The organism is Wolbachia endosymbiont of Protocalliphora sialia, assembly GCF_053891855.1.
On sequence record NZ_JAIUJX010000003.1, the window covers coordinates 145,072 to 158,073 of the forward strand.

Here is a 13,002-nt window from a genome sequence, read left to right on the forward strand (position 1 = left end):
GTAACTTTTACATAAAAATTTTAATAAAAAGATATAGGTTTAAATATTTTATCCACTAACATAGAGAAGTATTTGTTAATTCAAATAATATTTTTGTTAATTAATTTAAGGAGTGTGAAATGCCAAAAAAATTCCAAAACACTAAGAATAGCATGCGAAAGAGAGAAACAACAAATAAGCAGGAGATGGATGGTCCAACAATTAGAATTGTATCTGACTTGGAAAGTATAAAACAAAACAGAAGAGTAGAATTTTTAATTAAAGGAGAGAATTTAACAGTAAAAGACCTCTCTATATCTTCTAGAGCAGCTGAGATAGGCTTGGTTACAGGAATAGTAAATTCAATAGACATTCCTCAAGCAATTCGTGAATCGACAATAGATGGAATTATTTTAGGTCTTAAGAGTGGAGAAATAGAAAAAGGTAAAGAATATAATTATAGAGAATTTAAGAAAATATATCTAAAAAACCTTGTAGATGAATTGGGTAAGGATAGTTCAAAAAAGCTAAAAGAAAGAACTGATGAAAATAGCCAATTGAGAGAATCTACTACTGAAGAAATTGATTATCAGATGCAGGAAGATGTAACTATCGAATCAGCTTCTTTAACAAAACAAGAATTCGATTTTGCATCAAGCAAAGTAACTACTAAAGAGATTAATGACGTAATAAATGAAATAGAAGAATCAAATGCTAGTTATGGAATTACTCCTGAAGATATAAGTAGTGTTTCCCGTTTTGATAGTAATTCACAAGAAGTGTTAGATCATTCTATATTTAATAGCACAGATGTGGAAGGGCCTAAATTACCCGAAATAAATGGAGGACAGTATATAGGAATAGCAGGGATTGCTGGTGGTATATTGGGTGGAGTGCTAGCAGTAGCTTTTGCAGGATTAGGATACTTTGTATGGCATAGAAAAAATAGGGAAGGTAGCTACGATGTTGAAAAAGCGATGAAAAACCTTCCTGAACAAGCTCAATTTGAGCATTCCGGATCTACATCAGAAATAGAATCTTTGCTCAGCAATGCTACATCGGTAGCACATCTATCTTCTCAGATTAGTGTCGAGTAAGATTCCAGAGTTTGATGGCACAACAGTGCCATCAACTTAGCTCTTACAGCACTTATATGCTCTGGAACCAAAGGAGAAGAAATTTTCCTGTCTTACAAAAAATTTTATAACTCTTTCTCTAATTTTATATCGTTTTTACTAAGGTATAATAAATTGCAATGAGAAATTCAGATATTAATATATGTATTATTTAGTATAATAAAAATATAAAAATCTTAGTGAAAAGATGTGGACTTAAATAATTTATCTTTTATACATAAGGAAATATTGGTCAGCTTGGGGGTCATATATGTCAAGAAGATTTAAAAATACTGTAGGAAAAAAAAGATCAATCAATAAGGAAAAAAGGAATAGATGGATTAGTATTGAATCAGAATTGCGAGATGTAGAACAAAACAGAACAATATATTTTCTATTGGGAGGAGGTGATTTAAAACTTAAGTATGTATGTATGCTTGACGATACATCTTATCGTATTCTTGTTGCTGAAGGAGAAATAGTGCATGCAGAAAATCCAAAAGTGATGATTGATGATATTGTTTCTGATTTCAAGAGTGGAAAAATACGAAGTTATAAAAGATATAATGCCAAAGAGTTTTATGAAAAGTATCTCAAAGAGTTTTTGAGTAATGAGAACTTGCAAAAGCTGGAAGCTGGTGATATTGAAAATACAACAGCAGAACTACCAAACTTAAAACAAGTAATGGAAGAAATGAAAAAATCAAACGCTAGCAATGGAATTACAATGCGAAATATAGAAAGTGTTCAAAATACGACGAATATTTTGGGTAATCCTATGATTCATGATACAAACTTGAGAGAGTTTAAATTATTGGAAACACCTTCAAACGAGAAAAATAATATAGTGTTCACAGTAGGTATGTTAGCAGTAACAGTAGCTTTGGTAGCAGCTATCGCAGCAGCTGTACCATTTAAATGTTGGTTTTATAATAGAAAAAATAAAAGCCATAGTAGTGCTAAGGAAGAAACTCCATCTAGTTATTTATTAAGTGCAATAACTTTAGAAAGTGGAACTAATTCTATTCGTTAGCCAAAATATTGCAAAAATAGAATTTTTTTATTATTTTTTTACAGTTTCCTCATTTAATAATTTTTATGCTCTAATTATTATACTTAATTTATCATTACCTGTTGTGTAAACAGGATGAGAATTTTCAATAATCTACATCCTTTAGTAAGAAAAAATCAATACATTCACGATAAATTTACCTCATATCTGTGTTTTATATGTGGAATTTCGAATGGAAAATTATGCAGGCAAAGAAAGAAGAATAGTGAATATAGTTACTCAACATTGGAGTGATATAAAAGGATCAGATAGAGAATGGCCAGAAAGACATGAAATAGACACTGCAGAAATCATGGAGTCATGGCAGCATTGTTTTATCATTGAAGTTAAAGATCGAGGTTATATTTGTGAAAATGCAGGAGAAAAAGCTATTGAATTCTATGGTTTTGAAAAAAAGATGTACATCGATGATAAGTATGCAATTGATGCACCATTTTTGCGGCTATATAAAATAGATGCAGTTATTGATAAACTTGAGACTGTAATAGAGAGTAAATGCCCAATCAATGAAGAGGAAGAAAGTGAAAGTGTTAAAATGAGGCAAGTATTGTTGCCACTTGGGAATAAAGAAGGTATAACACACATATTGGGCGTAATTACTTTTAAACTCCTTTAATATACAATTTTAATTTGATTCTTTAATAAAATTATCTATACTCATACTTAATTACTATTAAAGAACTCAATAGTAGTGTTTGTAAATTTATTTGGAATATGAAGAGAATAAAATTAAAAACCAAATCTCCTGTTAAAAAGCGCTTTCGCCTTACAGCTAAGGGTAAAGTCATCTCTACTCAGTCAGGTAAAAGACATGGTATGGTAAAGAGAAGTAAATCTAATATTCGTAATCAGCGTGGTACGACGATTCTTAATAAATCTGACTCGCGTATAGTTAAGCTTTATATGCCTTATGGTATTTAACAAAATGGAGGTAAAATAAAAATGGCTCGAGTAAAACGTGGAGTCACTACTCATGCTCGTCATAAAAAAATATTGAAACTAGCAAAGGGTTATAGAGGACGGGCAAAAAATTGTTATAGAATTGCATTACAAAGAGTTGAAAAAGCACTCCAATATGCTTACAGAGACAGAAGAACCTGTAAACGTGATTTTCGTGGTTTGTGGATAATACGTATTAATGCAGCAGTAAGAGAACATGGACTTACTTACGGTAGATTTATGCATGGTCTTAAACTTGCTGAAATTGATTTAAATAGGAAAATTCTTGCTGAGATGGCTGTTAATCATAAGGATGATTTTGCTAAATTAATAGAAATTGTAAATAGTAAGTTAGCTTAAAGCAAAAACACCATGAGAATTATTTTCATGGGGTCACCGAAGTTTGCTGTTGGTGCGTTAAACTTACTATTGAAATTACAGAGTGAAATAGTAGCAGTATATACCAAAGCTCCAAAACCTTCTGGACGTGGGCAGAGGTTAACAAAATCCCCAGTACACATCGTTGCTGAAAAAAGTGACATAGAGGTATGCACTCCTGCCTCTTTAAAATCTTCGATAGAGCAAGAAAAGTTTGGAAATTTTAAGCCAGACGTTGCAGTTGTTGCTGCGTATGGATTGATACTTCCAAAAGAAATTTTAAATATTCCCAAATATGGTTGTATTAATATTCATCCATCATTGCTGCCTAGGTGGCGCGGTGCAGCTCCGATACAGCACACAATTTTAGCCGGAGATCAAGAAACCGGAGTTAGCATTATGCAGCTAGATGAAGGATTAGATTCTGGCCCTATTTTAAAACAGAAAAAATTTCTTATTGAAAAAAGCGATAATTATAAGACGTTGTATGATAAATTGTCTGAATTAGGTAGTGATTTACTGCTGAAAGTACTAAACGAAATTGAAAAGCAAGTTCCCTTAAAACAGAGCGATAACGATGCGTGCTATGCTGACAAAGTAAAAGACTATAAAATTTACGCAAGTGACGCCTGTGAAATTGCTTATAGAAAGGTTAAAGCATTTTATCCAAAAGCATTCATTAAGGTAGAGAACAAACGTATCAAGATACTTGATGCTGAATTTGAAGCCTTCACTTCAGGACAAGGTGAGATCATTAATGATAATATGCATATAAGTTTAAAAGGTGGTACTTTAATTCCTAAAGTTGTACAAATGGAAGGAAGAAATCCTTGCGATATTAAAGATTTTGTTCGTGGCTTAAAATCAAGTTTAACAAAAAAATTTATAGAATAGACTACTTTGAAAGGAGGGTGAGGAGAGCTAAAGCAACTTCTACAATTTGGTATTCCGCTGCTTGTTAGCGGAATCTACAACAAGATACCGCGTTTTGGTGTACGAACATTGCAATTTGCAGGTAATTTGAGTAGTAGATGGTGTCATTCCAGTGCTTGACACTGGAATCCAGTTTCTATTGTACAGCCACCTGGTGTGCTCATTTAAAGTGAAGTTTTCTGGATCCCAGTGTCTGGGGACTGGGATGACATCTTTCTTGGTCTCTTGTATCACAATGTTCGTACAGCTATGTGCTTGTTAGCGGAATCTACAACGAGATACCGCAGTGGTATGACGTAGTAGCTATATATAGACAAATTTTCTTTTCTTAGATATAATCTTAAGAAACCTTCCATATGAAAATTAAAAGAGCTTTAATATCAGTATACGATAAGACAAATATAATTGAACTTGCATCGTTTTTGATGCAGCAACAAATAGAAATTCTCTCAACAGGGAATACTTATAAAGTGCTATCAGGTGCGGGAATAAAAACGCAAGAAGTTTCAGATTACACACAATTTCCAGAAATACTGGGTGGTAGAGTGAAAACTTTACATCCTAAAATTCATGGAGGAATACTCTGTGATCGAAAAAGGCACGAAAAGGAAATGCAGAATCTAGAAATTAAGCCGATAGATCTGCTTATAACTAACTTATATCCATTTTGGAAAACGGTTAATAGCAACTCAAGTGAGAAGCAAATCATAGAACAAATAGATATAGGTGGAGTAGCATTAATTAGAGCTACAGCAAAAAACTTTCATTTCACTTCAGTGATTTCTAGCATTCAAGATTACGAAACACTGAAAGCTGAGATGATCAAAAATAACAATCAGACAACATTAGAATATAGAAAACATCTAGCAACTAAAGCATTTGCTCTGACTGCACAGTATGATTCTAATATTTACAATTGGTTTTTATCACAGGGTAAAAGCAATGAGTTACCAGAGTTTTTTACTTTATATGGATGTAAAGCACAAGGACTCAGATATGGTGAAAATCCTCATCAAAAAGCTGCATTTTATAGCAATCAATTTAGCAAGTATCCACTGGAGAAAATACATGGAAAAGAGTTGAGCTATAATAATATAGTCGACATAGAGTCTGCACTTAACATAATTTCTGAGTTTCAAGAACCTGCAGCAGTGATAATAAAGCACAATAATCCATGTGGCGCTGCTGTTAGTGATAGTGCTTTAAAAGCATATGAAAAAGCTCTATCATGTGATGAAATAAGCAGTTTTGGTGGAATAGTTGCTTTCAATCGGGAGATAGATTTAAAGCTAGCAGAGAAATTAAACGAGATATTTTTGGAAGTGGTGATAGCACCATCGGTAAACAATGAGGCACTAAAAATTTTACAAAAAAAGAAAAATTTAAGAGTGATTATTCATCAATCTCTTCAGCAAAATGCAAAATATCAAATCAAAAATGTTGTTGGCGGGTTCTTAGTGCAAGAAAATAATAACCATACAGTAAAAGTAGAAGAAATAAACCGAGTGACAGAATGCACTACGACAAAAAAAGAGAAGGAAGATCTTATTTTTGCTTGGAAAATATGTAAACATGTAAAATCCAATGCAATAGTGATAGCAAAAGACGGTTGTGCTATTGGCATCGGTGCAGGACAAACAAGCAGAATAGATAGTGTGAATATTGCAGTAAAAAAAGCAGGTGAAAAATGTAAAGGCGCAGCGCTTGCTTCAGATGCATTTTTTCCATTTCCAGATAGTATAGTAGAAAGTGCAAAGCATGGAATTACAGCTATAATTCAGCCAGGTGGCTCATTGAAAGATCAAGACGTGATAGCAGCTGCAAATGAGAATAAAATTGCCATGTTTTTCACTGATATTCGTAACTTTCTCCATTAAGCTTTGTATCCTGTCAAAATTATACCCCCACAGTTGTAAAAGACAAGACTTAATCTTACAGAAGAATCGACGTAGTCAAAACTAACTATCAGAATCTTGTTTAATACAGTTTAATGCTCTAATATTTTTCTAAATCTAAAAAGGGAACGTTCAAAAAAGCATAAGGGTCAAGTTAAGGAAATAAAGGTATGAAGAAGATAGGATAAGAAGATATAAAATTCTCTCGGATATATTTTAGTGAGAGAACTAATGATGAATAAAATAACTTGCTTATCAAATTACCTCAACAAATTTTTCAATGAAATGGCAAATAATTGAAACAGAAAAGGAAGAGAAAATTGAGTAATTGATGATTCATAAAAGCTATAATTTGGGGTGATATAGGGGTTACAAATTGCATCAAAAGACCTGCTGCAAAAGGTGATTGAAAAAATGATGTGAGAGAGGTAGAAGAAGAATAAGCAGATCAAGTAAGGAAAAAAATGAGCTTTAGTTACTATAATATGAAAAAACACCCAAGAAACTTTCGTAATATAACAGGTTTAACTATAGAGGAGTTCAAAAAAGTAGTGGAAAAAGTGAGGTCTGGATGGGAAAAACTTGAAAAACAGAAAAAGTGTCATGGTAGAAGATCAAAACTACCAACTCTGGAAGATAAGTTGTTTTGCATAATTTTGTACTATCGCACTTACATAACGCATAGATTTTTAGGATGCCTATTCAATGTACACAATGCAAATGTATGTAGGTTACTTAAGAGAATAGAGCCATTACTCGCCAAAAAAGTGACTATAACAAAAGATAGAAGTATGACGCCAGAAAAAATACTGAAGATTTTGGCTGATGTTACAGAACAGCAAATACAGAGACCAGAAGATAGTAAAAAACGGAAGAAATCATATTCAGGAAAAGAAAGAACCAACACTATGAAAACTGAGATTATTATCGAAGAAGGAGGAAGAATTTTATCAGTGTCAAAGTCATACCGTGGTAGAATTAGTGATTTTCGCATAAGGAAACAAGAAAAATATTTACCACTTGATAGCATAAAACATACCGATTCTGGATATCAAGGTTAGCAAAAATTGCAAAGCAATGTCATATAAAAAGTATCGTAAAAAGCCATTAACTCCAGAGCAGAAAGAGCATAATAGAAATCATTTAGAATGAGAGTAGAAAACAAGATCCGAGAGATAAAGATATTTAAGATTATGTCGAATGTTTATCGCAATTTTCAGAAAAAATATAACCTGAGGTTCAATATTATTGCTGGTATTGTAAATCTTAAGCACGCCTTTTAGTTAACCTTCATTTTAGTCACCCTCCTTTCCTTCTTTTTATCGCTTGATCCGCAGCAGGTCTATAGATCAGCTAAGTAAGGATTTAAGAAGCGCATTTCCAGAAATGAAAGGTTTTAGTCCTAGAAATTTGAAGTATATGCGTAAGTTTGCTGAGGAGTATTCTGATATTGAATTTGTGCAGGAGCCTCTTGCACAATTAACTTGGTACCATAATGTTACTCTTTTAGAAAAGATAGAGAGTCGAGAAACAAGGTTGTTTTATATAAAAGAAGCAATTGAACATGGCTGGTCAAGAAACATCATGGTAATGCAGATTGAACTTGGGCTGCATAAGCGTCAGGGAAAGGCTATCACTAATTTTAAAGAGAAGTTACCTTCACCTCAATCAGATCTAGCACACTATACATTAAAAGATCCATATATTTTTGACTTTTTAAGTATAGGAAAGGGTGCTCATGAAAGAAAAGTAGAAAAAGGACTTGTAGGCCATGTAGAGAAGTTTTTACTTGAGCTAGGAGAAGGCTTTGCGTTTGTTGGTAGACAATTTCATTTAGATGTTGGCGATGACGATTTCTACATAGATTAATTGGGAGTGTTAAATAAACTGTGTCAAACCGCATTTTTAGTTCAACTCAATTTTCAATCTGCCAGGAAAGAAAACATCAAGTTGAGAGATAGTTAATGCCCAATCATGTACAGCACTTTTCCTCTGCCTTCTTTATAGCACAATATACCTGCTTATACAAGGCATTTATGCTGGTAAATGAGCCTTTGGTCTTAGTGAATTTCCTAATTTGCCTATGTAGCCCCTCTATGGGATTGGTGGTGTAGATTATCCTCCTAACTGGACCAGAATACTTAAAATAACCAGACAAGTTTTCCCAATTATTCTGCCAAGATTTTATAACCATAGGGTACTTTGTGCCCCATTTTTCATCCAATTCTAACAGATAATTCTCGGCAATTTCCTTGCTTGAAGCTTGATATACCTTCTTTAAATCGCTCAAAAAACTCTTCGCATCTTTACCGGCCACATACTTCAGTGAGTTGCGTATCTGATGCACTATACACATCTGCACTTCCGCATTAGGAAAGACACTGTTTATAGCTGCAGAAAAGCTTTTTAGCCCATCAACGCAGGCAATAAGGATATCTCTACTCCTCTTTCTTTGAGGTCATTTAGCACTCCCAACCAGAAGTTAGCTCCTTCACTTTCAGCCAAATAAAAACCTAATACTTCTTTTTTGCCATTTTGATCTATGCCTAATATGTTATACATGCATTTACTTACGCAATGCCCGTCCTCTTTGACTTTAAAAAACATGCCATCCATGAAAACTATCGGATATACAGACTGCAGCGGGCGACTACGCCATTCGTTGATTACTGGTAGCAATTTGTCAGTAATACTTGATATCTCTGCCGCCGATATTTTGTGATCATAAATTTCCTCAACATGTGACACTATATCTCTATAGCCCATACCACTGGCAAATGTGCTCAAAATCTTCGTTTCAAGCTCTGGATGTAAGTTTGTTTGCCTTTTTTTGACTATTTGTGGTTCGAAACTTCCTTCCCTATCTCTTGGCGTCAAAAGCTCAAATGACCCTGCGCTTGTACGTAAAGTCTTTGCATTCCTCCCATTTCTTCGATTATTCTCTTCGCTTTCAGCCGATAAGTGGTTTTCTATTTCACCTTCCAAGCTTACCTCCAGCAACTTTTTTATAAACGGTGTTAATGCTCCATCTCTTCCTGTCAACGGTCTTCCTTCTCGTATAGACGACAGGATATTTGTTTCTAATTCTTTATAATCTACCAAACCGGTAGTTCTGTTTACTACTTTCTGACTCATTGTCAAACCTCCATTTTTTTATATCAACTTATTACTTTTTTTTCGGTTTGACACAGTTTATTTAACACTCCCAACTTTAGGGTTGGAGCTTTTTTGCTCGATATGTTTTTCTTTTTTCATTTCAATAACCTTATCAGATGTATCATCGTCGATTGGTTTTCGATTGCCTTCTTTCAGCATTTCTTTTAAATGCTGAACCTCTTTTCGCCTTTCTTTATTCTCATGATTAGCGTGCAATTTTGCTAATACTAATACATCAGGTAGTACTTTTGCTATAATTCTATGAAGGCGTGATAAATTTATTTCTTTTTTCATCTCTATATACAGCTCTTTCTGCTCCTCTTTTGAAAATTGTGAAAGATGAATTTTAAAGTTTTTAACTTGATGATAAATAGAGTTAGTTATGTTACCAGTCATTACTATACAGCCCAATGTAACAAGAGGTGCAGTAACAAAAAGAACTATAGGACTACTAAATAAAGCAATAGAAACTGCAGCGCCTGTTAAAAATAATATATCGCACAGAATATCCCAACAAATACCTTGAATTCTATATTTATCCCTTCTTTTTTGTTCTAATGTTCTCTTGTAATTACATTTTTTATATAAGCTTTTTTCTCTAAAATAGTCAAAAAAAGAGTACATGCTTGAAATTAGGGATATTGAGCTAAAAAAAACACCTGTGCCAATATTACCAAGCATTATGCCCGCCATACCTATCTGTTGACTTGTAATATGTATCAACTTGATGATTATCAACACACCTGTGTTGATAACAGAAAATATCGTTATTAAAGGATTTAACAAAGCAATTGGAGTTTTTTTGCTTTCTCTTGCAGTATCGTTTTTCACCTGAACATAAAAGTCAATCATATATCTAAATTATAAAGAAATATGGTTAAAATTTCAACTATGCTGTAGTAATGATTTACTTTCTTCCAACCTTAACAAAAAATAAATTTTCGGGATCAAGCAAAGAATTTGCCAGCTTATTTACTTCCTCCAATTGAACATCATTAATGATATTCGTATAATTATTTATATTGTTAACATCACGATCATTTATCTGCATATTATCCAATAGCATTGCTATACTTACATTATTGGATAGAAAAGAGAAGGTAAAGTTATTTACTAAACTGATTTTTGTATCCTTGAACAATTGCTCGTCCATTCCTTCATTTTTTATTCTGCTAAAGGTATCTTTTAATGCTAATATAGCTTTATCAGCAGTGGAACTGTCAGTACTTATAAATCCAGATATAACATTCCCATGTTTATTTGTAATATTACTTGCACTAATACCATAAGTAATACCTAGATTTTGTCTCAATTCCTTCATTAATATTGAATTCAGCCCCATACCACCAAGCGCATTAATCAAAACACTAGCATTATAGTAATTAGGGTCTTCATATGCTATGCCTTTTTGAGCAAAAAGTATTACACTCTGTGGTATATCCATAAAAACGCTCTTACTTTCTGCAGGCCCAAATTCATTTTTTACAGATATCTTCCTAACTTTCGATCTTTTTGATGGTAACTTAGATAAATATTTATCAAGCAGCGTACTAACTTCTTCTTTTGTTGCACAACCAACAACACTAATAACGATATTATCCTTAGTAAAACTACGCTTTATGTATGTTAAAACATCGTCTCTAGTAATGCTCATTATAGTGTCTAGAATTCCATATGGATTTCTTGAGTAAGGATGTTTTTTGAACAACAACGTATCCAACTCTTTTGCAGCAATAAAATAAGGATCTTTTTCAAAATTATTAAAGTTTACTTTGGCTTTTTCAAAAACTCTATTCAATCCTTCAGGATCAACTTTAGGACGCATTATAGCATCACTCAGTAGTGAAATTGCATCCTCTAGATTTTCAGATAAAGTATTTAATGAAATCCTAAATGCTTCTAAACCAGCAATAAAATTTAAACTAATTCCTTTATCCTCAAGCTTTTTTACAAAATCTTTGGCATCATTTTTTCCTGCTCCTTCTTGAATTACAAGAGAAGTAAACCAAGCAAGCCCCTGCTTTTTTATATTTTCATACACACAACCTGCATCTTTGAATGATATATTAAGTGAAACTTTTGGTAGATCATGGTTTTCAACAAATAAAAACTTAAGTCCTTTATTAGTAGTAACCTCCTCTACATTTAGGTGACCGCTTGCTTGCAAATTAAAGCCTAGACAGAAAAAAAATAGAAATACATATTTACTTATCTTCATTATTACCTCCTTTTGGTAGCAAACGACCGACTAATTTATTAGTAGAAAAGATAGTATAAATTTTGTTATTTACGTTCTCTAGATTGATATCATTAATTTTGCTATATGAAATGTCTATTTCATCAAGTGGAATACCTAGTGCTAGACGTGGTATATAAAACATTGCTATATTAGTTAAATCAGATAGATTATCAAACTGTGCTGCTTTGTATTTAGACTTTGTACTTTGCAACTCTTCACTTGTTATTCCTTCAGAGGTAAAGTGATTAATAGAATTATCTAACTCTCTTGCAACATCATCCAAATTCACCCCGCTTTTTGGAGTTACCCGAATCTCAATGTAACCATTACTAAAAGCTAAGCTATTATAATAAGCAAACACTTCTACTGCTACATTCTTATCTAGAACTAAATCTTTATATAGCTTACTAGACTTGCCATTCCCCAAAACATCAACTGCCAAATCAACAGGAAAAGTTTCACTTATTTGCTCAAATAAAGGAACACTATAGCGAAAGTATAAAACTGGCTCTTTCACTTCAGTGCTTTCTAAAATTACCGATATATCTGCATTATGTATTGAATCTTGGTTCGGATAATGCTTAACTACAGGCTCAGCTTTAATTACACCATATTTTTCCTTTGCTAATTCCGCTACTTCTTCAAATTCTACATCACCAACAACGAGCAGTATAGCATTACCTGGATGATAATAGTTATCATGAAACCTTGTTATGTCATCTTGATTGTAAGTTTTAATATCGCTCTCCCAACCAATAACAGACCTACCATAACCATTACGATAAAATGCACTGTTCATTTCCTCCCATAGTAAAGCTTCAGGATTATTATCAAATCTCATCTTTCTTTCTTCTAATACGATATTTTTTTCTCTATCTATTTTGTCTTGAGTAACATCAAAATTGCCCATTCTGTCTGCTTCAATTTCCATTGCTAGTGGTAAATCTTTTTTGAGAACTAATTCGTAGTAGCAGGTGTATTCTTTAGTGGTAAAAGCATTAAATTGGGCCCCAATGCTGCCCAAAGTGGATTCTATGTCTTTAAATTTTCCTGTAGTTTCAAACATTAAGTGTTCAAAGTAGTGAGCCAATCCTGCTTTGCCAATTGGGTCATCCATTCCCCCAACTTTATATATTATTGCATGAAAAACAGCTGGAATTCGGTGATTAGGTACTACATAAACATCCAATCCGTTACTGAGCTTAGCATGCTTTATGATTTCAGCTTCCAAAGAAATCGGACAAATGAAAAAAAACACAGATAGTATAAAAAAACTAAAGAATTTGCGAAGCATTA

General features: G+C 33.1%; 10 protein-coding genes and 4 pseudogenes. 9 read left to right on the plus strand and 5 right to left on the minus strand.

From position 1 onward, the window contains the following. Positions 1-119 precede the first annotated feature (119 nt). The 6 genes from LB100_RS02670 to fmt all read left to right on the plus strand — a co-directional run bounded on the left by LB100_RS02670 (position 120) and on the right by fmt (position 4,377). Positions 120-1,076 carry a hypothetical protein gene (locus tag LB100_RS02670; protein ID WP_017531827.1) on the plus strand — a complete coding sequence of 319 codons (957 nt, stop codon included), beginning with the start codon at positions 120-122 and terminating at the stop codon, positions 1,074-1,076. A 289-nt stretch (positions 1,077-1,365) separates the two neighbouring features. Next, positions 1,366-2,127 (plus strand): hypothetical protein, encoded by a 762-nt coding sequence (locus tag LB100_RS02675; protein WP_456201326.1) that lies wholly within the window; start codon positions 1,366-1,368, stop codon positions 2,125-2,127. 211 nt (positions 2,128-2,338) lie between these two features. Next, positions 2,339-2,782, plus strand: a complete 444-nt coding sequence (locus LB100_RS02680; protein ID WP_264719546.1) for a PAS domain-containing protein — start codon at positions 2,339-2,341, stop codon at positions 2,780-2,782. Between the two features lie 98 nt (positions 2,783-2,880). Beyond that, positions 2,881-3,087 carry a 50S ribosomal protein L35 gene (gene rpmI / locus LB100_RS02685; RefSeq protein ID WP_456201328.1) on the plus strand — a complete coding sequence of 69 codons (207 nt, stop codon included), beginning with the start codon at positions 2,881-2,883 and terminating at the stop codon, positions 3,085-3,087. 21 nt (positions 3,088-3,108) lie between these two features. Beyond that, positions 3,109-3,465: a 50S ribosomal protein L20 gene (gene rplT, locus LB100_RS02690; protein WP_063630562.1), complete on the plus strand. Its 357-nt coding sequence runs from the start codon at positions 3,109-3,111 to the stop codon at positions 3,463-3,465. 12 nt (positions 3,466-3,477) lie between these two features. Continuing rightward, on the plus strand, positions 3,478-4,377 hold the full coding sequence (gene fmt, locus LB100_RS02695) for a methionyl-tRNA formyltransferase (RefSeq protein WP_456201330.1): 900 nt from the start codon (positions 3,478-3,480) through the stop codon (positions 4,375-4,377). 87 nt (positions 4,378-4,464) lie between these two features. On the opposite strand, the pseudogene LB100_RS02700 reads toward fmt, so the two are convergent. Next, a pseudogene (locus tag LB100_RS02700) lies at positions 4,465-4,620 on the minus strand (WPE palindromic element domain-containing protein); the annotation flags it as partial. Between the two features lie 152 nt (positions 4,621-4,772). On the opposite strand from LB100_RS02700, the gene purH reads away from it, so the two are divergent. From purH to LB100_RS02715, 3 genes and pseudogenes are all read left to right on the plus strand, one after another. After that, a complete protein-coding gene (gene purH, locus LB100_RS02705) occupies positions 4,773-6,293 on the plus strand; it encodes a bifunctional phosphoribosylaminoimidazolecarboxamide formyltransferase/IMP cyclohydrolase (RefSeq protein ID WP_456201331.1) in 1,521 nt (506 codons plus the stop codon). A gap of 482 nt (positions 6,294-6,775) precedes the next feature. Next, positions 6,776-7,594, plus strand: a pseudogene (locus tag LB100_RS02710) (transposase family protein). 52 nt (positions 7,595-7,646) lie between these two features. Beyond that, a pseudogene (locus tag LB100_RS02715) lies at positions 7,647-8,177 on the plus strand (PDDEXK nuclease domain-containing protein); the annotation flags it as partial. A gap of 39 nt (positions 8,178-8,216) precedes the next feature. Here LB100_RS02715 and LB100_RS02720 read toward each other — a convergent pair. From LB100_RS02720 to LB100_RS02735, 4 genes and pseudogenes are all read right to left on the minus strand, one after another. Beyond that, positions 8,217-9,446: pseudogene (locus LB100_RS02720) on the minus strand (IS256-like element ISWpi15 family transposase). A gap of 57 nt (positions 9,447-9,503) precedes the next feature. Next, entirely contained in the window at positions 9,504-10,319 is an 816-nt protein-coding gene (locus LB100_RS02725) for a hypothetical protein (RefSeq protein WP_456201333.1), read from the minus strand. 55 nt (positions 10,320-10,374) lie between these two features. Continuing rightward, the gene (locus LB100_RS02730) at positions 10,375-11,685 is read right to left on the minus strand and encodes a M16 family metallopeptidase (RefSeq protein ID WP_264719524.1); all 1,311 of its coding nucleotides are present in this window, start codon (positions 11,683-11,685) and stop codon (positions 10,375-10,377) included. Then, the gene (locus LB100_RS02735; RefSeq protein ID WP_456201334.1) at positions 11,672-13,000 is read right to left on the minus strand and encodes a M16 family metallopeptidase; all 1,329 of its coding nucleotides are present in this window, start codon (positions 12,998-13,000) and stop codon (positions 11,672-11,674) included. Before LB100_RS02735 ends, LB100_RS02730 begins: the two co-directional genes overlap by 14 nt. Positions 13,001-13,002 lie beyond the last annotated feature (2 nt).

Coding starts and splice junctions, on each gene's coding strand:
- rpmI (WP_456201328.1), top strand. CDS start 2,881: ATGAAGAGAATAAAATTAAAAACCAAATCTCCTGTTAAAAAGCGCTTT.
- LB100_RS02730 (WP_264719524.1), bottom strand. CDS start 11,685: ATGAAGATAAGTAAATATGTATTTCTATTTTTTTTCTGTCTAGGCTTT.
- LB100_RS02670 (WP_017531827.1), top strand. CDS start 120: ATGCCAAAAAAATTCCAAAACACTAAGAATAGCATGCGAAAGAGAGAA.
- purH (WP_456201331.1), top strand. CDS start 4,773: ATGAAAATTAAAAGAGCTTTAATATCAGTATACGATAAGACAAATATA.
- LB100_RS02735 (WP_456201334.1), bottom strand. CDS start 13,000: ATGCTTCGCAAATTCTTTAGTTTTTTTATACTATCTGTGTTTTTTTTC.
- LB100_RS02680 (WP_264719546.1), top strand. CDS start 2,339: ATGGAAAATTATGCAGGCAAAGAAAGAAGAATAGTGAATATAGTTACT.
- fmt (WP_456201330.1), top strand. CDS start 3,478: ATGAGAATTATTTTCATGGGGTCACCGAAGTTTGCTGTTGGTGCGTTA.
- rplT (WP_063630562.1), top strand. CDS start 3,109: ATGGCTCGAGTAAAACGTGGAGTCACTACTCATGCTCGTCATAAAAAA.
- LB100_RS02675 (WP_456201326.1), top strand. CDS start 1,366: ATGTCAAGAAGATTTAAAAATACTGTAGGAAAAAAAAGATCAATCAAT.
- LB100_RS02725 (WP_456201333.1), bottom strand. CDS start 10,319: ATGATTGACTTTTATGTTCAGGTGAAAAACGATACTGCAAGAGAAAGC.